A 21,956-nucleotide genomic window follows, 5' to 3' on the forward strand; every position below is an offset into this window, starting at 1 on the left:
GCTGATCGCTGCGTGCCCGCAATGCCAAAAAGAACAGACAGCAGCAGGTGAAGTCTCATGAACACAACGCAACCTTTGCAATTGCTCGCACCGCTGTCCGGTGTCCTGATGCCCTTGGACAGCGTGCCGGACCCAGTCTTTTCCAGCCGTGTGGTGGGGGATGGCATCTGCATCGATCCGACCTCGCAGACCCTTTGCGCGCCAATTTCCGGTGTCATCGGCACGCTTCAGGACAGCGCCCATGCGGTAAGTGTCACCGCTGACAACGGCGTCCAGGTGCTGATGCACATTGGCCTGGACACGGTCAATCTGGCGGGCAAGGGGTTCACCTCGCGGGTGACCATGGGGCAACGGGTCGAAGCCGGCCAGCCGCTGATCGATTTCGATGCCGACTACATCGCCTTGCACGCGCGCAGCCTGTTGACGCTGATGCTGGTGGTCAGCGGGGAACCTTTCAGCCTGCTTGGGGACGAGGCGAGCTGTATCGAGAGCGGTGCTCCGTTGTTGCGTGTGTGCCCGGCGGAACAAGGGCTCGTCGACGAGGCGCAGCAGGGCTCGGTGCTGTTTTCCAGGCCGCTGATCGTACCCAATGAAAGTGGCCTGCATGCCCGTCCTGCCGCGGTGTTCGCCCAGGCGGCCAAGGGGTTTGATGCCAAGATCCAACTGCATAAGCAGCAAGCCAGCGCCAACGCCAAATCACTGGTCGCGGTCATGGCGTTGCAGACGGCCAAGGGCGACAGCGTGCAGGTCAGCGCCGCTGGCCCTCAGGCCAGACAGGCCATCGAAGCGTTGGAGCAATTGCTGCTGTCCGGGTGTGGCGAGACAGTGCAAGCGCCCCTGACGTTGGCGCCGACCATCATCGTCGAGCCATCGATACCTGGCCGGCTGCGAGGTGTCTGCGCGTCGCCCGGTTCAGCGTTTGGTGAAGTGGTCCAGATCGCCTCCCAGGTGTTGGACATCGAGGAGGTGGGGGCCGGTATCGAGGCTGAACAGGAAGCCCTGGACCAAGCGCTGGAGCAAGCGACGCACGCCTTGAAGGCATTGCAGGACCAGGCGGCGGGCAGTGTCCAGGCGCAGATTTTTCGCGCCCATCAAGAGTTGCTGGAAGACCCCACTTTGCTCGATCAGGCCCAAGCCTTGATCGGCGAGGGCAAGAGCGCGGCGTTCGCCTGGAAAACCGCCACCGAGGCGAGCGCTGCGCTGTTCCAGCAATTGGGCAGTGCTTTGCTGGCCGAGCGTGCAGCGGACCTGGCCGATGTCGGGCAACGGGTGCTCAAGCTGATCCTGGGGGTACAAGACAACGCCTGGCACCTGCCTGAACAGGCGATCCTGGTGGCCGAGCAACTGACGCCGTCCCAGACCGCCAGCCTTGACACCTCTCGCATCGCCGGTTTCGTCACCGTGGGCGGTGGCGCCACCAGCCATGTCGCGATCCTCGCCCGGGCGCTGGGCCTGCCCTCGTTGTGTGGCGTGGCGCACCCCGTGCTGGCCCTGGATAACGGCACCCGGGTGTTGCTGGACGCCGACAATGGCGAATTGCACGTGAGTCCGGATCAGGCCCTGGTCGAGCAACTCCAGGCCACTCGCGACCGGCAGCGCCAGCGGCATCAGCGTGACCTCGAACAATCGGCCCAGGCGGCGCGTACGCTGGACGGTCATCGAGTCGAGGTCAGTGCCAATGTCGGGTCGCTGCGGGACGTGGAGCAGGCCATCAGCCTGGGCGGCGAAGGTGTCGGGCTGTTGCGCTCCGAGCTGCTTTACCTGGATCGCGCGCACCCACCTGGCCATGACGAGCAAGCGGCCCTGTACCGCGCCGTCGCCCAGGCCCTTGGCGCCGAGCGCAATCTGGTGGTACGTACCCTGGACGTGGGCGGGGACAAGCCGCTGGCCTATGTGCCGATGGCTCATGAGGCCAATCCATTCCTCGGTATGCGCGGTATTCGCCTGTGCCTGGAGCGCCCCCAGCTGCTGCGCGAGCAGTTCCGGGCCATTCTTGCCTGTTCGGGGCTGGCGCGGCTGCACATCATGCTGCCCATGGTCACGCAACTGGCGGAGCTGCGCCTGGCGCGGCAGATGCTGGACGAAGAGGTTCGCCACCAGGGACTCAAGCAGGCGCCGAAGCTGGGCATCATGATCGAAGTGCCGGCGGCGGCGTTGATGGCCGACCTGTTCGCCCCAGAAGTGGATTTCTTCTCCATCGGCACCAATGACCTGACCCAATACACCCTGGCCATGGACCGTGACCACCCACGCCTGGCCAGTCAGGCCGACGGCCTGCATCCGTCGGTGTTGCGCCTGATCGCCCGTACGACCGAAGCCGCTCACGCTCATGGCAAATGGGTCGGGGTGTGTGGCGCACTGGCATCGGAACCCCTGGCGGTACCGGTATTGTTGGGGTTGGGCGTGGATGAGTTATCGGTCAGTGTGCCGCTGATTCCGGCGATCAAGGCCTGCGTGCGTGAATGGAACCTGAGCCAATGCCGCACGCTGGCTCAACAGGCCTTGGGCCAGGAAAGCGCCGAGCAGGTGCGTGACCTCCTGCGTACTCACTCATCCACGGCCACTTCGGCCACCCTGGCCATGGAGCATTGAACATGTTCGACAGACTACAACAGGCGTTCTGGAAAGCCCTGACTCCGGACCTGATACCGGAAGAACCCACGCTGCCGGCCTCGGTGGAGGGGCCGGCGCCAGCCATCATCGCCGCGTTGGGCGGTGCGGATAACCTCAAGTCCCATCAGCCCGTGGCACTGACGCGGCTGCGGGTGGAACTGCGGGATATGGCGCGGATCGACCGGACGGGCCTGAGCGCCGCCGGCGTGACGGGGGTGATGATGCTGGACAACGGCGTGGTGCATCTGATCACCGGCCTGCAAGGCTGAACCGTCGTAACGGCGGTTCGGGGGTGCTGCATAGGAGCCGTAGGAACCGTAGGAACTGTAGGAACTGTAGGAACTGTAGGAACTGTAGGAACCGTAGGAGCTGTAGGAGCTGTAGGAGCTGTCGAGTGCAACGAGGCTGCGATCTTTCCCCTGACACTTGAATCTCAAGAGAAAGCTCAAGATCAAGATCAAAAGATCGCAGCCTTCGGCAGCTCCTACACGCAACCCAGCGGGAGCAAGCGCTAATGGAAAGTCCCTCCCGGATCTGGCCAGCCTAGTGCAACGTGGCGACGGACCGGCGGAACAGCATCAGGCTCATCGTGAGAAATGTCACCCCCATCACCATGACCGTCAGGAACTCTTTCCAGACGATATCCAGATTTGCCCCTCGAAACACGATCGCTTGCGTGAAAGCTACATAGTGTCGCGAAGGGAAAAACCACGTCACGTACTGGACCCACTGCGGCTGACTCTCGATCGGCGACATCCCCCCCGACAGCATCATCATCGGCATCACCGTCATGATCATCAAAAGGGCGAACTGCGCCATGGTGCGGGCGAGCGTGCCCAGGAAGATGCCGATCGCTGCCGTGGCGAAGACGTAGATGACCGTTCCAAGTACCAGCAGACTGCGTGAGCCGGCGATCGGCACATCGAGCAGATCCTCGATCACGAATAAAAGTGAGCAGATGAAGGCGATGACGATCACCAATCCATTCGCCCACACCTTGGCGAGGGCAATTTCGAAGGCCGTGAGCGGCATCACCAGCAAGTGCTCGATCGTGCCATGCTCGCGCTCGCGCAAGAGCGCCGCGCCGGTCAGGATAATGATCAGCATCGACAGGTGGTCGGCGAGGCTGACGACCGCACGGAACCAGGATTGCGTGCCGTTTGGATTGAAGGCGCGACGGATGACCAGATCGGAAGACAGGCCGCTGCTGCGCTTTATCGCCTGCCGATAGCGGTTGACCTCGTTGGTCACCATGCTCTGGATGTAGCCGGCGCCCAAGGACGCCTGCTGGACCGCAGTGGCGTCCACGTTAACCTGGACTTCCACATCGCGCCCCTTGCGCACGTCCGCTTCAAAGCCCGGAGCAATGACCACGACAAAGGTGTAGAGACCTTTGTCCATGGCGCGGTCGATATCGGCGGCGTCAATCATTTTGGGCGCTTGGAAATAAGGCGGATAGAACAACCCGGCAATCGATCGCGAGAGGCTGGAATGGTCTTCGTCAACGAACGCCAGGGCGGCGTTATTGACGGTCTCGCCGCCTCCGGTCGACTGCATATAGATACTGAAGCCGAAGGACCAGATGATGAACAGGATCATCATCATGTCTTTGGAAAGAATGCGCAGCTCCTTGGTGCCGAGCCAGAACAGGTTGGAGAGGCTGCGCACGTTATTTCTCCTGCTTGCGCAAGAACAGCGCGGACAGCCAGAGGAAGGCCGGACAAAACAGCGTCAGCGTCAGCAGGTCGGCCAGCATGTCACTCAAACCAAGGCCCTTGGTGAACGCGCCGACGCTCATATGCATGTAGTAGCTGGTGGGCCACAGCGAGCCCATCAGACGCGCACCGCCTTCCAGTGTCGAAACCGGCTGCATCATCCCGGAGAACTGCATGGTCGGCAGCAGCGACAGGATTGCGCCGGCGAACACGGCGGCGACCTGGCTCGAGGTGAAGGTCGAGATGAAAAGCCCGTAGCCGGTGGCCGCCGCTACGTAGAGAAACGCGCCGAGGACCAGGGCGAGCATGTCCCCCTTGATGGGGACCTTGAAGAGAAACAGCACGGTCGCCGTCATGATGAAAAAGTTGATCATGCCGACGCCGATGTAGGGCAGCTGTTTGCCGATGAGGAATTCCAGGCGCGTTGTAGGCGTGGCGTAGAAGTTCGTAATCGTGCCGATCTCCTTTTCGCGGGCGACGCTGACGGCCATCAGAATGGCGAGAAACATCATGAGCAGCATGGCCGGTACTGCCGGCCCGATTGCATAGATGCTCTCGGCTGTCGGGTTGTAGCGGTAGCGGACCTCGATGCTGGTGGTCGGTTCTGCACTCCGTGGCGCGCTGGACTCTCGGTCCCGCTGTTGGGTGAACAGATTGTGTGCCTGCTCGACATACCCCTCGATGGTGCCGGCGCGTGAGGTGTTGGCGCCGTCGATCCAGGCTGCGACCTGCCAATCCGAGCCGCGTTTTACCAGACGCCCGAAGTCCGGGGCAATCTCGATGGCCAGGGTGATGTCGTTTGACTTCAGGCGCTGTTGCATCTGCTCGGCGCTGTGGATGGGCGTCTTTTCGGTGAAGTACTGCGAACTCGAAAAATTGGCCAGATAGGCCCGGCTCTGCGGTGTGTTGTCATGGTCAAACGCCGCGTAGGTGAGGTTGGTCACGTCGCTGGAGACACCGAAACCGAAGATCAAGAGCATGATGAACGAGCCCAGGAACGCGAAGACGAGCCGCACCGGATCGCGCATCAGCGATAGCGTCTCGCATTTGGCGTAGGCGAGCAGGCGTCGCAGCGGCATGAAGACCGCGCGGCTGCGGGGCGACGTCACGACGGTCCTCAGGATCTGCCCCTGGATCGGCGCTGTTTCGGGCGCGCGGGAAGCACGCTCGGCGTCCTCGATATAGGCGATGAACGCCTCCTCCAGATCCTTCGCTCCTTTGTGGGCGATGACGTTCTGCGGTGTGTCGCAGACCAGGACCCGCCCCGCGTGCATCAAAGAGATGCGGTCGCAACGCGTCGCCTCGCTCATGAAATGCGTGGAGACGAAAATGGTGACATTGCGATTTCGCGAGAGATCGCCCAGCAGCCTCCAGAACTCGTCACGTGCCTGCGGGTCGACACCCGAGGTGGGTTCATCGAGGATCAGCAGCTCGGGATCGTGCACGATCGCCACGGCCAGAGAAAGACGTTGGCGCAACCCTAGCGGCAGCGAATGGGCGCTAGCATCGGCATAGTCGACAAGGCCGACGTCGACCAGGAGTTTAGCGATACGCGCCTTGGCGCGGTCGGCTGGCAGATGAAAAAGGCGGGCATGAAGCAGCAGGTTCTGCTGTACGGTGAGTTCGCCATAGAGTGAGAACGCTTGCGACATGAAGCCGACGCGCTGGCGGATCGACAGGTCATTGGCGTCGACCGGTTTTCCACATACCTGGGCCTGTCCCTCGCTCGGCGCCAGCAGCCCGGTCAGCATTTTCATGGTCGTGGTCTTGCCACAGCCGTTCGAACCGAGGAAGCCGAAGATTTCTCCGCGCTCGATGGAGAAGCTGACGTGATCGACGGCCGTGAAACTGCCGAAACGGCAAGTCAATTGGGTCGCGACAATGACCGGCGGCTCCGTGCTCGGTTGACGCGGCGAAATGACGAGCCGCCCAGAGGTCGATTTTCGCCCCGGTTGCAGGGCGACAAAGACGGATTCGAGGTCTTGTTCACCGGTCTTCTCGCGCAATTCATCGGCCGTGCCGCAGGCGAGCACTTTCGCGTGGTCCATCACGATGAGCCAATCGCAATAGCTCGCTTCATCCATATAAGCGGTGGAGACGATGACGCTCATCGTCGGCCGCTCGCGCCGCAAGTCTGCGATGAGATTCCAGAACTGCCGGCGTGACAGCGGATCGACCCCGGTGGTCGGCTCGTCGAGAATAAGAAGGTCGGGATCGTGAATGAGCGCGCAGCACAGGCCGAGCTTTTGCTTCATGCCGCCCGACAGTTTTGCGGCAGGTCGGTCAAGAAAGGGCAGCAGGCCGGTTGCGCTCGCCAGGCGCCGAGTACGCGCCTCGCATTCCGAGGCGCTCAGACCGAAAAGCGCGCCAAAGAAGGCCAGGTTCTCGCGGACGCTGATTTCCTGATAGAGGTTCTTGCCCAGTCCTTGCGGCATGTAGGCAATGCGCGTGCAGACGGCACGACGATGACGCGCATTGCCCATACTGCCGTCCAGGACCGTGACCGCTCCAGCCTGTAGCTTTCGCGCCCCGGCGATCAGCCCCAGCAGTGTGGATTTACCGGCACCATCAGGGCCGATGACACCGGTCATCCGAGCGCTTGGCACTTGGAGCGACACGTCGTCGAGCGCGCGGACCTTGCCATAGCCATGGGTTACGTCGCAGATATCGGCGATCAAGGGGCTGTACGCTGGCATCGTCAAGGCCCCGCATCAACCGGATCATCCTCGATGCGTTTTTGCAGGAAGGCCGGCCAATCGGGTGGATTGGGGTCGAGGCGTACATAGCCGACGCCACGGGCCCCGGTTTTCACCTGTTCGATGTGACGTTCGACGAGGCTTGTCGGGACGCGCAATTTGACCCGGAACATCAGCTTGTCGCGTTCGCTGCGGGTTTCGACTTGTTTGGGCGTGAACTGAGCTTCTGGCGATACGAAGCTCACTTGGGCCGGGACGGCGAAATCGGCGCCGTCGAACTGAATCCGCCCTTGCGAGCCGATTGGCACGCGCATGGCCTGCTCGGAGGGGAGATAGATTTCCATGTAGATCTGCGACAGATCGATGAGCGTCAGGACCTTGCCACCGGCCGAAAGGACTTCCCCTGGATTGGCCAGGCGATAAAGAACGCGGCCCCGCACCGGCGCTCGCAGGAGGGTATCGGCGATCTGGGCGTCGACCTGATCGACCAGTGCTTGCGCGGCAGCGACCGATCGTTCACGTGCCGTCACGGTCCTCTGCGCGGCTTCAAGGATCGCGCGGGCAGAGTCGTTTTCACTCTGTGCCTGGTCGCGGTCGTCCTGGCTGACTGCGCCGGTCTCGACGAGCTTGAGCACCCGGCCAAGCTTGGCTTTCTTGAGCACCAGTTCGGCCTGCCGTTGAGCGACAGTCGCCTTCGCCTCGAGCATCGAGGCTTGCTCTGAAGCCACGTCGGCGACGTATTTGGCGCGCTGGGCCTGCAACTCCGTGATATCGATGCGCGCCAGCACTTGTCCCGCGGTGACCAGGTCGCCCTCCCGGACGAGCACCTCCTGAATGCGCCCGGCCGACTTCGCGGCGATGTCGACCTGGTCGGATTCAATCCGTCCGTTGCCCGATACCAGCCCTTCCGGCAGCTTGCCCTGCTGGCCCTTCCACCAATACCAAGCGCCACCAGCGCCGCCTGCCAAGGCGATGGCAAGAACGAGAAGGACCTTTGCGGCAACACGCCGCCAAGCAGGTTTTGCGTCGTTACTCGGGGTGGTCGTCACGATCGGATCCCTGGCGTGAAGTGAGGAGCTCAAGCGTTTATCGTGCCGCGCACTTTGATCTACGGCGTCCTGTGAATACCCAAGTCAGTTTGTTCCCTTGGATGTTGCCCATTAACCGCCGGGCATGGCGTTGATCTTTATCAATCAATTGCGCGGGTGCTTACCTTGCCGATGGGCGCGGAGGAGGACCGTCCTGTGGATAACTTCCTTAGGTTTTTTTCATTTTTGCAGCCCTTACTGTTTCTCATCTGCGGGTGTATCGTATTCGCCTTTTGCGGGCCCAACGGTTCGCCGCGGATTCATAGGTGGTTGCATTCATGTCCTTTACCCGTCGCCAAATACTCGGTGGCCTGGCCGGTCTTGTTGTCGTTGGCGTGGGTGCAGGCGGCGCATCGCGGTACTGGCTGGGGAAGATGGCCGATGCCGAGGCCGGTCACGACTATGAATTGATCGCCGCACCGCTGGATGTCGAGCTGGTGGCCGGGCACAAGACCCAGGCCTGGGCCTTCGGTCCGTCGGCGCCGGGTACCGAATTGCGGGTGCGCCAGGGTGAATGGTTGCGGGTGCGCTTCATCAATCACCTGCCGGTCGCCACCACCATTCATTGGCACGGGATCCGTTTGCCGTTGGAGATGGACGGTGTGCCGTATGTCTCGCAATTGCCGGTGTTGCCGGGCGAGTATTTCGATTACAAATTCCGCGTGCCGGACGCCGGCAGCTATTGGTATCACCCTCACGTCAACAGCAGCGAAGAGCTCGGGCGTGGGCTGGTGGGGCCGTTGATCATCGAAGAACGTGAGCCCACCGGCTTCAAATACGAGCAGACCCTGAGCCTCAAGAACTGGCATGTGGATGAGCAGGGCGAGTTCGTCGCCTTCAGTATTCCCCGTGAAGCGGCCCGTGGTGGGACGGCCGGGCGTTTGTCGACCATTAATGGCGTGCCGCTGCCGGTGATTGATCTACCGGCCGGACAGATCACTCGGGTACGCTTGCTCAACCTGGACAATACCCTGACTTATCGCATCAACATTCCTGGCGTCGAGGCGCAGATCTACGCCCTGGATGGCAACCCCATCGAGCCGCGCCCGTTGGGCAAGGAATACTGGCTGGGCCCGGGCATGCGCATTTGCCTGGCGATCAAGGCACCGCCAGCCGGCGAAGAGTTGTCGTTGCGCAATGGTCCGGTGCGGCTGGGCACTTTGCGCTCCGTGCCCAACAATGATGCGCCGACCCAGTGGCCGCCCGCGCTGCCACCTAACCCGGTGGCCGAGCCGGACCTGGCCAATGCCGAAAAACTCAACTTCAATTTCGAATGGGTTGGTTCGGTGTCGGTCAATGTCGACAACGGCAAGCCGCCGAGCCTTTGGCAGATCAACGGCCAGGCTTGGGACATCACCGACAAGACCTGCGCCGATCGGCCGATTGCTACGCTGAAGAAAGGCCAGAGCTATATTTTCGAATTGAAGAACATGACTCAGTACCAGCACCCGATCCATTTGCATGGCATGAGCTTCAAGGTGATCGCGTCGAACCGGCACAAGGTCATCCCGTATTTCACCGACACTTACCTGCTGGGCAAGAACGAGCGGGCGCAGGTGGCGCTGGTGGCGGATAACCCCGGGGTATGGATGTTCCACTGCCATGTGATCGACCACATGGAAACCGGCCTGATGGCCGCCATCGAGGTGGCGTGATGCGCCAGATTCGCCCTGCCAGGATCATCGACCGCAGCCGTGACCAGGACTTCATGCGCCAAGCCCTGGCCCTCGCCGCACAAGGCGCAGCCCTGGGCGAAGTGCCGGTGGGCGCGGTGCTGGTGCAGGACGGCGAGATCATCGGACGCGGCTTCAACTGCCCGATCAGCGGCCATGACCCCAGCGCCCACGCGGAAATGGTTGCCATCCGCGCCGCCGCCCAGGCGGTGAACAACTATCGCCTGCCCGGCAGCACGCTGTATGTGACGCTGGAGCCGTGCAGCATGTGCGCCGGCCTCATCGTCCACTCGCGTATCGCCCGGGTCGTCTACGGCGCCCTGGAGCCCAAGGCCGGCATCGTGCAGAGCCAGGGGCAGTTCTTCAACCAGGGTTTCCTGAACCATCGGGTGATGTACGAGGGCGGGGTGTTGGCTGAGGAATGCAGCACCGTGCTGAGTGAGTTCTTCAAGGCCCGAAGAGCCAAATCCCAAGGTTGACCACATACCCTTGTGGCGAGGGAGCTTGCTCGCGCTGGGCTGCGTGTAGGAGCTGCCGAAGGCTGCGATCTTTTGATCTTGATCTTTCGCTCTGGACTCAATTGGCTGTGGAAAGATCGCAGCCTCGTTGCACTCGACAGCTCCTACACAGCTCCTACACAGCTCCTACACAGCTCCTACGGGCGCAGCCGAGCGGGAGCAAGCTCCCTTGCCACAATGATTGGCAGCCCTTAAGTGAGCAGGTTGCTCTGACACAGGCGGCTGGCGCGATTTATTTACGCGCCACAATCACCGCCCGCATCGGCGCCGGCAGTCCTTCGATGGTTTTGCTGTGGTCGGCGGGGTCGAGGAAGTCGCTCAGCGACTGATACTTCATCCACTCGGTGCTGCGCTGCTCCTGCACGGTGGTCAGGCTCACGTCCACGCAACGCACATCGCTGAACCCGGCGCGGCGCAGCCAGCGCTCCAGGGCCGGGACCGACGGCAGGAACCACACGTTGCGCATCTGCGCGTAGCGGTCCTCGGGTACCAGCACCTGGTGTTCGTCGCCCTCGATCACCAGGGTCTCCAGCACCAGTTCGCCGCCCTTGACCAGGCAGTCCTTCAAGGCCAGCAGATGCTCGATCGGCGAGCGCCGGTGGTAGAACACGCCCATGGAGAACACCGTGTCGAAACCTTCCAGCTCCGCTGGCAGGGCTTCGAAGGGGAATGGCAAATGCCAGGCGTTGGGCTGCGACAGGTAGCGTTGCACCGCCTGGAACTGACAGAAGAACAGCCAGTTGGGGTCGACGCCGATCACTGTGTCGGCCCCGGCGCCAAGCATGCGCCACATGTAGTAGCCGTTGCCACAGCCCACATCGAGGATGCGCTTGCCTTTGAGGTCCAGGTGCGGGGCCACCCGGGACCACTTCCAGTCCGAGCGCCATTCGGTGTCCACGTGCACGCCAAACAGGTCGAAAGGCCCTTTGCGCCATGGCGACAGGCCCATCAACGCGGTACGCATTTGCGCACGGGTTTCGTCGGAACAATCGGTGTCGAGCGTCAGACCGTTCTGCAGGTCGACCGTGGTGGGGTGCAAGGCCGGCAGCGCATCGAGCGCGCTTTGCCAACGCTCCAGATCGCCATGGCCCTTTTCCATCTTGCTATCGAGTTGCGCCTGCAGCGTCGCGGCCCAATCGGCCAGGGGCGTGCCGGCCAGATGGCGGGCGAGGGGGGACAGATCAATCATGGCAGGGCAATCAACGAGGCGAAGTTAAGACACTGGAACCACGGCACGACTTTCGAGAACCCGGCCGCCAGCAGGCGTTCGCGGTGTTCTTCGAGGCTGTCGGGCTTCATGACGTTTTCGATGGCGCTGCGCTTCTGGGCAATTTCCAGCTCGCTGTAGCCGTTGGCGCGCTTGAACGCCACGTGCAGGTCGGTGAGCAGGGCGTGTTCCTCGGCATCGTTGAAACGCAACTTTTCCGACAGGATCAGGGCGCCACCGGGCAGCAAGGACTGGCGGATGCGGCTCAACAGTGCGGTGCGCTGGTCCGGCGCGATGAATTGCAGAGTGAAGTTCAGTGCCACCACCGAGGCTGGCTGGAACGCCAGGGCGAGGATGTCGCCTTCGATCACTTCCACCGGCAGCAGCTCCTGGAACATCGAGTCCTGGCCGTTGAGGTATTGGCGGCAGCGTTCGACCATGGCCGCCGAGTTATCCACTGCGATCACCCGGCAACCGTCAGTGCGCACGTGGCGGCGCAGGGCCTGGGTCACGGCGCCCAGGGACGAGCCCAGGTCGTAGAGCACGCTATTGGGCTGGGCGAATTGCGCGGCGAGCACGCCGAGGTTTTCGACGATGGTCGGGTAACCCGGCACCGAACGCTTGATCATGTCCGGAAACACCCGCACCACGTCCTCGTTGAAGGCGAAGTCCGGCACTTGGGCCAGGGGTTGGGCGAATAGGCGATCGGGGTCTTTGCTCACGGCGGTTCCAGCGGCATGGGTGGTGAAAAGGCCGGCATTTTAACCAAAAAACCTGTGGGAGCGAGTTTTGTGGGAGTAAGGCTCTGTGGGAGCAAGGCTTGCTCCCACATTGATCTTTGTTCAGTGCCGCTTTTGGGTAAACGCCGACGCCGTAATCCCCCATTGGCCCAGCCAGTAACTGACGATGATCAGGTAAGGCGCAGCATGGAAGGGTTGCACGAACCGGTTGATGCCGATCAGGCTGTCGGAGAACACAAACGCCAGCGCCCCGGCGGCGGCCAGCCAGGCGGAGCGTTTCGGCACGCCGGTGCCCAACCGCGCCAACGCTCGCCAAAGCATGGCGCTGATGGCCAGGCCATAGACCATCACCGGCACTAGCAACGGCCCAAGGCCGTTCGACACCAGGATCCCCAACAGCACCGCACCGATGCCCAAGGCCAGGGCCAATGGCAGCAGTGCCGGGCGGCGGCAGTCGCTGAGGTAGGCTTTCAGGTAGGCCAGGTGCGCCAGCAGAAATGCGCCAAGGCCGAATACGAACAGATCCCCCGGCCAGGCCAGCAACACGTCACCCACCAGTGAAAAAATCAGCCCGAGGCTGATCCAGCGCCGATAGTCACTGGGCGGTGCATCGTGCAGCCAGCCAAGCAGGGCCAGCACCGGCATGGGCTTGACCAGCAGACACAAGAATGTGGCGTGCACGGTCAGGCCGTACAGGTAGGTGGCTGCGCCCATCAGGGCAAGGATCAGCCAGCCCACGGTCACTTCACCGAAATGGCGCAGTCGAAGGTTTCCACGGGCGGCACTTCCGGGGCCCAGGGCTGTTGGTAAGTCAGGCGCAAGCGTCCGGTGCCGGCGCTGAATGCCTGGAAGCGCCAGGTCGAGACACCCGCGGCGCCGACGATGCCAGCGTCTTCCGGGTTGCGATAAACCTCCGGTCCCAGGCCTTTCAACACGCCACCGGCCGAATCCTGGATCGCCCAGCGATAACCGGTGGTGGGGTTGCTGGGCAGGCTCAGGATCAGGTTTTGCCCATTATTGAGCCGCACCGGGCACTGGCTCAGTTTTTCCACGGTCACGTTGTGTTTCGGTTGCATGGCGCAGGCGCTCAGCAGGGCGAGACTGAAGGGGACGAGCAGGCGGGTGAGGGACATAAGGGCAACGGCTCCGGCATTTACGACGAACGGCGAGCATAACCGAAGATGCTACTAGGTGTGTCAGCTGGGCATAGGTTGTTGCTGATGCCGCCTTCGCGGGCAAGCCTTGCTCCCACAATGGATCTTTGTTGCCCACAAAGTGTGTGAGCGACATTTAACCCTGTGGGGCAAGGCTTGGTCCCACAATGGATCTTTGTTGCAGACAAAATCTGTGAGCGATATTAACCCTGTGGGAGCAAGGCTTGCTCGCAATGGATCTTTGTTGCCCACAAAATCTGTGAGCGACATTTAACCCTGTGGGCAAGGCTTGCTCCCACAATGGATCTTTGTTGCCCACAAAATCTGTGAGCGACATTTAACCCTGTGGGTCAAGGCTTGTTCCCACAATGGATCTTTGTTGCCCACAAAATCTGTGAGCGACATTTAACCCTGTGGGAGCAAGGCTTGCCCGCGATGGGGCCCGCACAAGCGCTAGAGGAGCATCAGAACAACACCTTCGCCACATCCGCAAACCGCTTGGCAAAGTGCACCGTGACGCCTTCCTTGAGGTAGTCCGGCAGCTCTTCGAAGTTGCCCCGGTTGGCTTCCGGCAGGATCAGCTCGTTGATTTTCTGCCGTCGCGCCGCGATGACCTTTTCGCGCACCCCGCCAATCGGCAGGACGTGCCCGGTGAGGGTCAATTCGCCAGTCATGGCCACGCCTTTTTTCGGCGGCTGGTTGCGGGCCAGGGATAGCAAGGCGCTGGCCATGGTGACGCCGGCGCTCGGGCCGTCCTTGGGCGTGGCGCCTTCGGGTACGTGCAGGTGAACGAAGGCCTCGTCGAAGAATTTCGGATCGCCGCCAAATTGCTTCAGGTGCGAACTGACGTAGCTGTGGGCGATTTCCGCCGACTCCTTCATCACGTCCCCCAGTTGCCCGGTCAGCTTGAAGCCGCGATTGAGGGTGTGGATGCGCGTCGCCTCGATCGGCAAGGTCGCGCCGCCCATGCTGGTCCAGGCCAGGCCGGTAATCACCCCGACGCCAGACAACACCTGCTCGTTGCGAAACACCGGTTTGCCCAGGGAGGCCTCGAGGTCCTTCGGCCCGAGCTTGATCACGGCCTTGGGGTCGTCGATCAGCTTCATTACCGCCTTGCGCACCAGTTTGCCCAGCTGTTTCTCCAGCTGTCGCACCCCGGCTTCACGGGCATAACCGTCGATCAGGGCCTTGAGGGCGCTGTCGTTGATACTCAGGCTGCCCTTGGACACGCCGGCCTTGGCCAGTTGCTTGGGCCACAGGTGGCGCTTGGCAATGGCGACTTTTTCTTCGGTGATGTAGCCCGACAGGCGGATCACTTCCATCCGGTCCAGCAATGGCCCGGGGATCGAGTCCAGGGTGTTGGCGGTGCAGATGAAGAGCACTTTCGACAGGTCCAGGCGCAGGTCCAGGTAGTGGTCGAGGAATTCGACGTTCTGCTCCGGGTCGAGGGTCTCCAGCAAGGCCGAGGCCGGGTCGCCCTGGTAGCTCTGGCCCATCTTGTCGATCTCGTCGAGCATGATCACCGGGTTCATCACTTCGACATCTTTCAGCGCCTGCACCAGCTTGCCCGGCTGGGCGCCGATGTAGGTACGCCGATGGCCCTTGATCTCGGCTTCGTCGCGCATGCCGCCGAGGCTGAAGCGGTAGAACGGCCGCCCCAGGGATTCGGCGATGGATTTGCCGACGCTGGTCTTGCCCACGCCCGGCGGGCCGACCAGCAGCACGATGGAACCGCTGATCTCGCCTTTGTAGGCGCCGACGGCGAGGAACTCCAGGATGCGGTCCTTGATGTCGTCCAGGCCGGCGTGGTGCTGGTCGAGCACCTTGCGCGCGTGCTTGAGGTCAAGCTTGTCCTGGCCGTACACGCCCCACGGCACCGAGGTCGCCCAATCCAGGTAGTTGCGAGTAACGGCATATTCCGGCGAACCGGTTTCCAGGATCGAGAGTTTGTTCATTTCCTCTTCGATGCGCTTCTGCGCCTGGGCCGGCAGCACCTTGCCTTCGAGCCGCTGCTCGAACTGTTCGATATCGGCGCTGCGGTCGTCCTTGGTCAGCCCCAGCTCCTGCTGGATGACCTTGAGCTGCTCCTTGAGAAAGAACTCGCGCTGATGTTCGCCGATCTTGTTGTTGACCTCGGCGGAAATCTCTTTCTGCAGCCGCGCCACTTCGACTTCCTTGCGCAGCATCGGCAGGACTTTTTCCATGCGCTTGAGCATGGGCACGCAGTCGAGCACTTCCTGCAGTTCACTGCCGGTGGCGGAGGTGAGCGCAGCGGCAAAATCGGTCAGCGGCGAAGGGTCGTTGGGACTGAAGCGGTTGAGGTAGTTCTTCAGCTCTTCGCTGTACAGCGGATTGAGCGGCAGCAGCTCCTTGATCGCATTGATCAGCGCCATGCCGTAGGCCTTGACCTCGTCGGTCGGTTCGCTCGGCTGGTGCGGGTATTCGACTTCCACCAGGTACGGTGGGCGATGGTGCTTGAGCCAGGTGCGGATACGCACACGGGTCAGGCCCTGGGCGACAAATTGCAGTTTGCCGCCTTCCCGGCTGGCGTGGTGCACCTTCACCAGCGTGCCGTACAGCGGCAGCTTCGAGGTGTCGAAATGGCGCGGGTCTTCCTGGGGCGAGTCCATGAAGAACAGCGCCAGGGAGTGATGGTCGGACTTGGCCACTAACTCCAGGGTCTCGGCCCACGGTTCTTCATTGACGATGACCGGCAACACTTGGGCCGGGAAGAAGGGACGATTGTGGATCGGGATGATGTAGACCTTGTCTGGCAAATTCTGGCCAGGCAGGGCCAGGCCGGTGCCGGAGGAGGTGTGTTCGATGTGTTCGGAGTCGGCGTAATCGTTCGTGGCTTCAGTAGAGTGCTGGTCGCTCATGGGGCACCTGCGCAATGGGGTATGGGTCTTAGATGGGGCAGGTGGGGGGCGGTTTCAATGGCGGGTGATTGTTAGCGGCTATTTCATTGGCCGGTTTTGCCCCTGTAGGAGCTGCCGAGCGAAGCGAGGCTGCGATCTTACCCCTGACGCTTGAGTCTCAAGTGAAAGATCAAAAGATCGCAGCCTCCGGCAGCTCCTACGGGAGGCGCGTCAGGCAACCCGGTTCAAGTCGTTATGACGCGTTTCTTTCAGGCACAGTACGGCGATCACGCTGAGCAGCGCGGCCGCTGACACATAGCCCCCGACATAACTCAAACCACCCATCGCCACCAATTTCTGGGCGAAGAACGGCGCGGCCGAGGCGCCGACGATGCCGCCCAGGTTGTAAGCCGCCGAGGCGCCGGTATAGCGCACGTGGGTCGGGAACAGTTCCGGCAGCAAGGCACCCATGGGAGCGAAGGTCACCCCCATCAGGAACAGCTCGATGCACAGGAACAGCGCCACGCCGCCGGTCGAGCCGTGGGTCAGCAGCGGTTCCATGAGGAAACCCGAGGCAATTGCCAGCACACCGCCGACGATCAGCACCGGCTTGCGGCCGTAGCGGTCGCTGGCCCAGGCCGACAGGGGCGTAGCGGCGGCCATGAACAGCACGGCAACGCACAGCAGGCCCAGGAAGGTCTCGCGGCTGTAGCCCAGGGTGGACACGCCGTAGCTCAGGGAGAACACCGTCGAGATATAGAACAGCGCGTAACACACCACCATCGCCGCGGCGCCCAGCAAGGTTGGCGCCCAGTACTGGCTGAACAGCTCGACCAACGGCACCTTCACCCGCTCCTGGCGGGCCATGGCATTGGCGAACACCGGGGTTTCATGGAGCTTGAGCCGAACATAGAGACCAACGATCACCAGCACGGCGCTGAGCAGGAACGGAATCCGCCAGCCCCAGGCGCGAAATTGCTCATCGTCCAGGCTCATGGCCAGGGTCAGGAACAGCCCGTTGGCTGCCAGGAAGCCGATAGAGGGCCCCAGTTGGGGGAACATGCCGAACCAGGCACGTTTGCCTTTAGGCGCGTTCTCGGTGGCAAGCAGCGCCGCGCCGCCCCATTCACCGCCCAACCCCAGGCCCTGGCCGAAGCGCAGCACGCACAGCAGGATCGGCGCCCAGGCGCCGATGCTGGCGTAGCCGGGCAGCACGCCGATGAGGGTGGTGCACACGCCCATCAGCAGCAGGGACGCCACCAGCGTCGACTTGCGCCCGATCCGGTCGCCGAAATGGCCGAACAGCGCAGAGCCCAGCGGACGGGCAAGGAAGGCGATGCCGAACGTCAGGAAGGACGACAGCATCTGTGCCGTGCCTGAGGTTTGCGGGAAGAACACCGGCCCGATCACCAGGGCCGCAGCCGTGGCGTAGACGTAGAAGTCGTAGAACTCGATGGCGGTGCCGATGAAACTCGCGGTGGCCACGCGGGTGGTCGAGTTTGTCGGCCGGGTCGGCACAGCCTCGTTGCAGGTAGCGGTCGTCATGCAGTTATCCCTGACAGTCATGGGCTCCGTTGGAGCGAATTATTATGGTCGAACACCCAGGGATGTGGGCGGGTATCCTTTCGCTGTTTCGGGTAGGAACAGTCGCAGGGCTGATGCGGATTTTGCCGATGGTCGGGCCGGAACCGGCTGGGTGCGGGTAAGCACCGGGTTCGGGCGGGGCTGGGTAAGCGGGTTGAGTATAGGAAGGAGGCTAACGATTCAACAAGGTAGCTTGCACACAATATCGGAGCGTGTGATGAGCTTTTGTGGCGAGGGGATTTATCCCCGCTGAACGGCGCTGCAGGAGCCGTGTAGGAGCTGTGTAGGAGCTGTCGAGTGCAACGAGGCTGCGATCTTGTTCCAGACAATTGAGTCACAAGTGAAAGATCAAAATCAAAAGATCGCAGCCTTCGGCAGCTCCTGCAGCGCCGTTCAGCGAGAGCCAAGCTCCCTTTCCAGGGGATGTCAGGAAACGGCAGGCACCGAACTGTTATGCCACGCCAGCACCTGGCTGACACGGTTGTCCACGGTTTCGATGATTTCCAGTCGGTAACGGCCAATCTTCAGGCACACCGGGCTTTCGGGGATGGTTTCCAGGGCTTCGGTCACCAGCCCGTTGAGGGTCTTGGGACCGTCGCAAGGCAGATGCCAGCCCAGGGTCCTGTTCAACTCGCGGATCGACGCGGCGCCATCGATCATCAGGCGACCATCAGGTTGGGGATGGACGTGGGGGTTGTCGAGGCTGTGCTCGCTTTCGAATTCGCCGACGATTTCTTCGAGGATGTCTTCCAGGGTGACGATGCCCAGCACTTCGCCGTATTCGTCCACCACCATGCCCAGGCGCCGCTGCTGCTTGTGGAAATTCAGCAGTTGCAGTTGCAGTGGCGTGCTTTCGGGGACGAAGTAAGGCTCGTGGGAGGCGGCCAGCAGCGCTTCCTGGGTCAGGCTCGCATCCGCCAGCAAATGACGGATCTGGCGCGTGTTGAGCACCGCTTCGACCTGGTTGATGTCGCTGTGGAACACCGGCAGGCGGGTGCGACGGTTCAGGCGCAGTTGTTCGATGATTTCGCCGATGGGGTCGTCGAGATTGATCCCGTCGACCTCGCTGCGGGGCACGAGGATATCGTTGACGGTGATGTTGTCCAGGGCGTGGATGCCGGAAACCGGGTGCAATCGGCCGCTGCTGTGCTCAGGTTCATGCTCGCTGCGCGGTGGCGCGGGCATTTCGTCGTCGCTCTGTTGCACCATGCTGGCCTTGCGCGCGAATGGACGCAGCAAGAACTGGCTGGTGCCATTCAACAGCCAGGCAAGCGGATAGAGGATCTTCAACGGTATGCCAAGCAAGGCGTTGCCCAGCGCCAGCACCGCGTCGGGCTGGCGGGTGGCCAAGGTGCGCGGCAGGTAGTCGGCGAACACCAGCAGGGCGGCGCTGGTGCCGAGCCAGGCCACCCAAGGGCCGTTTTCCAGCCAGGTAAAAATCGCCAGCAAGGTGCCGATGACCACGGCCAGGGTGCGACAGAGGGTATTGCACAGGATCAGGCTGGCCAGCGGGAATGTCAGCGTTGCCAGCGGTTTGTCACTGGCGCGCGAGGCTGTGCGCTGGGCCAGCAAATGCTGCTGGGCGGCTTCGATGGCGGTGAACAGGGCCGACCAGAGGATCAGCACCACCAGCACGGCAAACAGCGGCGCCACGGGCAACGTATCCATCAGGGCCTTCCGTCACACATGCAGGATGTATTCGCGGACCAGCTTGCTGCCGAAGTACGCGAGCATCAGCAGGCAGAAACCGGCCAGGGTCCAGCGAATCGCCTTGTGGCCGCGCCAGCCGAGGCGGTTGCGCCCCCACAGCAGCACGCTGAAGACGATCCACGCCAGGCAGGCCAGCAGGGTCTTGTGCACCAGGTGCTGGGCGAACAGGTTCTCGACGAACAACCAGCCGGAGATCAGCGACAGCGACAGCAGGCTCCAGCCAGCCCAGAGGAAGCCGAACAACAGGCTCTCCATGGTTTGCAGTGGCGGGAAGTTGCGGATCAGCCCGGACGGGTGCTTGTGCTTGAGCTGGTGGTCCTGCACCAGTAGCAGCAAGGCCTGGAACACCGCGATGGTGAACAGGCCATAGGCGAGGACCGACAGCAGGATGTGGGCAAGGATGCCCGGCTCTTCGTCGATGATCTGCACCGTGCCCGACGGCGCGAACTGCGCCAGCAGCACCGTGGCCAGCCCCAGCGGGAACAGCAGCACCAGCAGGTTTTCCACCGGGATGCGCGAGCAGGCCAGCAGCGTCAGGGCGATCACGGCGACGGCGATCAGGCTGGCGGCGTTGAAAAAATCCAGGCCCAGGCCGATCGGCGTCATCAGGTGGGTATAAAGGCTGGCCGCGTGGCCGAGCACCGCCAGCACGCCAAGCGTGACCAGCAGGCGTTTGTTCGCCTTGGCGCCGTTGGCCAGGCGGGTGCCTTGATAGAGGGTCGCAGCGGCATAAAGGCAAGCGGCGGCGAGCGTGGCAAGCAAGCTGGGTGACAAGGGGAGCATAAATCCTGTTAGGCAAGCCCGAAAGGCGCTGAGTTTGGCATAGAACCCCCTCCGCACGAAAGACCACAGCAACTGACAGCAAGGTGTACGTTGCCCGCTTCTTCGCTATAATCCGCGACCTGCCCACGCCGCAGGCTCGCCGAGCACATTTTTCACGGTCTGGGCCGCCATTATCCCGGTCTCATCTGGGCCTGAAAGGATCGCGCATGTTTGAAAACCTAACCGACCGTCTCTCGCAGACGCTGCGCCATGTCACCGGCAAGGCGAAACTGACCGAGGACAACATCAAAGACACCCTGCGCGAAGTGCGCATGGCGTTGCTCGAAGCCGACGTCGCCCTGCCGGTGGTCAAGGACTTCGTCAATTCGGTCAAGGAACGTGCCGTCGGCACCGAGGTGTCGCGCAGCCTGACACCGGGCCAGGCGTTCGTGAAGATCGTCCAGGCTGAACTCGAAAGCCTGATGGGCGCCGCCAACGAAGACCTGAACCTGAGCGCCGTACCGCCAGCTGTGGTGCTGATGGCTGGTCTGCAAGGCGCGGGCAAGACCACGACGGCCGGCAAGCTGGCGCGCTTCCTTAAAGAGCGCAAGAAAAAGTCGGTGATGGTGGTCTCGGCGGACATCTACCGTCCGGCGGCTATCAAGCAACTGGAAACCCTGGCCAACGACATCGGCGTGACGTTCTTCCCGTCCGACCTGAGCCAGAAGCCGGTGGACATCGCCCAAGCGGCTATTAAAGAAGCAAAACTGAAATTCATCGACGTGGTCATCGTCGATACCGCCGGTCGCCTGCACATCGATGAAGAGATGATGGGCGAGATCAAGGCGCTGCATGCCGCGATCAACCCGGTGGAAACCCTGTTCGTGGTCGATGCCATGACCGGCCAGGACGCGGCCAACACCGCCAAGGCGTTCGGTGATGCACTGCCGCTGACCGGCGTGATCCTGACCAAGGTCGACGGTGACGCCCGTGGCGGTGCCGCGCTGTCGGTACGCGCCATCACCGGCAAACCGATCAAGTTCATCGGTATGGGCGAGAAGAGCGAAGCGCTCGAGCCGTTCCACCCCGAGCGTATCGCTTCGCGCATCCTCGGCATGGGCGACGTGCTCAGCCTGATCGAGCAGGCCGAACAGACCCTCGACAAGGACAAGGCCGACAAACTGGCCAAGAAGCTGAAGAAGGGCAAGGGCTTCGACCTCGAAGACTTCCGCGACCAGCTGCAACAGATGAAAAACATGGGCGGCCTGGGCGGCCTCATGGACAAGCTGCCGAACATCGGTGGTGTGAACCTGGCGCAGATGGGCAATGCCCAGGGCGCGGCTGAAAAGCAATTCAAGCAGATGGAAGCCATCATCAACTCCATGACTCCGGCCGAGCGCCGCGACCCTGAGCTGATCAGCGGTTCGCGCAAACGCCGCATCGCCATGGGTTCCGGCACCCAGGTGCAGGACATCGGTCGCTTGATCAAGCAGCACAAGCAGATGCAGAAGATGATGAAGAAATTCTCCGCCAAGGGCGGGATGGCCAAGATGATGCGCGGCATGGGCGGTATGTTGCCCGGCGGCGGCATGCCGAAAATGTAAAGAATCTGCGCCGGCTGTCATGTCGGCGTTGCCC

At 62.2% G+C, this 21,956-nt stretch carries 16 protein-coding genes; 5 read left to right on the forward strand and 11 right to left on the reverse strand.

From position 1 onward, the window contains the following. Positions 1-57: 57 nt before the first annotated feature. Together ptsP and GFU70_RS05065 are read left to right on the forward strand one after the other, a co-directional pair. On the forward strand, positions 58-2,592 hold the full coding sequence (gene ptsP, locus GFU70_RS05060; protein WP_153387696.1) for a phosphoenolpyruvate--protein phosphotransferase: 2,535 nt from the start codon (positions 58-60) through the stop codon (positions 2,590-2,592). 2 nt (positions 2,593-2,594) lie between these two features. Beyond that, positions 2,595-2,882 carry a PTS transporter subunit EIIB gene (locus tag GFU70_RS05065; RefSeq protein ID WP_116643113.1) on the forward strand — a complete coding sequence of 96 codons (288 nt, stop codon included), beginning with the start codon at positions 2,595-2,597 and terminating at the stop codon, positions 2,880-2,882. Positions 2,883-3,156: 274 nt separating this feature from the next. Here GFU70_RS05065 and GFU70_RS05070 read toward each other — a convergent pair whose 3' ends face one another. The 3 genes from GFU70_RS05070 to GFU70_RS05080 are packed head-to-tail and all read right to left on the reverse strand — an operon-like array spanning position 3,157 to position 8,073. Further along, positions 3,157-4,281, reverse strand: coding sequence for an ABC transporter permease (locus GFU70_RS05070; RefSeq protein ID WP_153387697.1), 1,125 nt, complete (start codon positions 4,279-4,281; stop codon positions 3,157-3,159). A gap of 1 nt (position 4,282) precedes the next feature. After that, the gene (rbbA, locus tag GFU70_RS05075; protein WP_153387698.1) at positions 4,283-7,024 is read right to left on the reverse strand and encodes a ribosome-associated ATPase/putative transporter RbbA; all 2,742 of its coding nucleotides are present in this window, start codon (positions 7,022-7,024) and stop codon (positions 4,283-4,285) included. Positions 7,025-7,026: 2 nt separating this feature from the next. Further along, positions 7,027-8,073 carry an HlyD family secretion protein gene (locus tag GFU70_RS05080; protein WP_058546170.1) on the reverse strand — a complete coding sequence of 349 codons (1,047 nt, stop codon included), beginning with the start codon at positions 8,071-8,073 and terminating at the stop codon, positions 7,027-7,029. Between the two features lie 317 nt (positions 8,074-8,390). Between GFU70_RS05080 and GFU70_RS05085 the strand changes: the two genes are divergently transcribed. Both GFU70_RS05085 and tadA read left to right on the forward strand, forming a co-directional pair. Beyond that, positions 8,391-9,767: a multicopper oxidase family protein gene (locus GFU70_RS05085; RefSeq protein ID WP_058546169.1), complete on the forward strand. Its 1,377-nt coding sequence runs from the start codon at positions 8,391-8,393 to the stop codon at positions 9,765-9,767. Next, positions 9,767-10,264, forward strand: coding sequence for a tRNA adenosine(34) deaminase TadA (gene tadA, locus GFU70_RS05090; RefSeq protein ID WP_058546168.1), 498 nt, complete (start codon positions 9,767-9,769; stop codon positions 10,262-10,264). The genes GFU70_RS05085 and tadA overlap by 1 nt, the downstream gene beginning before the upstream one ends. A 271-nt stretch (positions 10,265-10,535) precedes the next feature. Here tadA and cmoB read toward each other — a convergent pair whose 3' ends face one another. The 8 genes from cmoB to GFU70_RS05130 form a co-directional block, all read right to left on the reverse strand. Beyond that, entirely contained in the window at positions 10,536-11,492 is a 957-nt protein-coding gene (gene cmoB, locus GFU70_RS05095) for a tRNA 5-methoxyuridine(34)/uridine 5-oxyacetic acid(34) synthase CmoB (protein WP_116643111.1), read from the reverse strand. Beyond that, positions 11,489-12,232, reverse strand: coding sequence for a carboxy-S-adenosyl-L-methionine synthase CmoA (gene cmoA, locus GFU70_RS05100; protein ID WP_116643110.1), 744 nt, complete (start codon positions 12,230-12,232; stop codon positions 11,489-11,491). Before cmoA ends, cmoB begins: the two co-directional genes overlap by 4 nt. 120 nt (positions 12,233-12,352) lie before the next feature. Then, entirely contained in the window at positions 12,353-12,988 is a 636-nt protein-coding gene (locus GFU70_RS05105) for a lysoplasmalogenase (protein WP_153387699.1), read from the reverse strand. A gap of 2 nt (positions 12,989-12,990) precedes the next feature. Then, entirely contained in the window at positions 12,991-13,383 is a 393-nt protein-coding gene (locus GFU70_RS05110; protein WP_058546165.1) for a protease inhibitor I42 family protein, read from the reverse strand. A gap of 485 nt (positions 13,384-13,868) precedes the next feature. Continuing rightward, positions 13,869-16,283: an endopeptidase La gene (gene lon, locus GFU70_RS05115; protein WP_058542690.1), complete on the reverse strand. Its 2,415-nt coding sequence runs from the start codon at positions 16,281-16,283 to the stop codon at positions 13,869-13,871. 210 nt (positions 16,284-16,493) lie between these two features. Then, complete coding sequence (locus GFU70_RS05120) at positions 16,494-17,807, reverse strand: MFS transporter (protein ID WP_058542689.1); 1,314 nt, start codon at positions 17,805-17,807, stop codon at positions 16,494-16,496. Positions 17,808-18,272: 465 nt separating this feature from the next. Continuing rightward, positions 18,273-19,514, reverse strand: coding sequence for an HlyC/CorC family transporter (locus GFU70_RS05125; RefSeq protein WP_116643108.1), 1,242 nt, complete (start codon positions 19,512-19,514; stop codon positions 18,273-18,275). 12 nt (positions 19,515-19,526) lie between these two features. Next, positions 19,527-20,339 (reverse strand): inner membrane protein YpjD, encoded by an 813-nt coding sequence (locus GFU70_RS05130; protein ID WP_058544502.1) that lies wholly within the window; start codon positions 20,337-20,339, stop codon positions 19,527-19,529. Between the two features lie 206 nt (positions 20,340-20,545). On the opposite strand from GFU70_RS05130, the gene ffh reads away from it, so the two are divergent. Next, positions 20,546-21,922, forward strand: a complete 1,377-nt coding sequence (gene ffh / locus GFU70_RS05135) for a signal recognition particle protein (RefSeq protein WP_003198085.1) — start codon at positions 20,546-20,548, stop codon at positions 21,920-21,922. Positions 21,923-21,956: the final 34 nt, after the last annotated feature.

The organism is Pseudomonas brassicacearum (assembly GCF_009601685.2).
Lineage (GTDB): Bacteria > Pseudomonadota > Gammaproteobacteria > Pseudomonadales > Pseudomonadaceae > Aquipseudomonas > Aquipseudomonas kilonensis_B.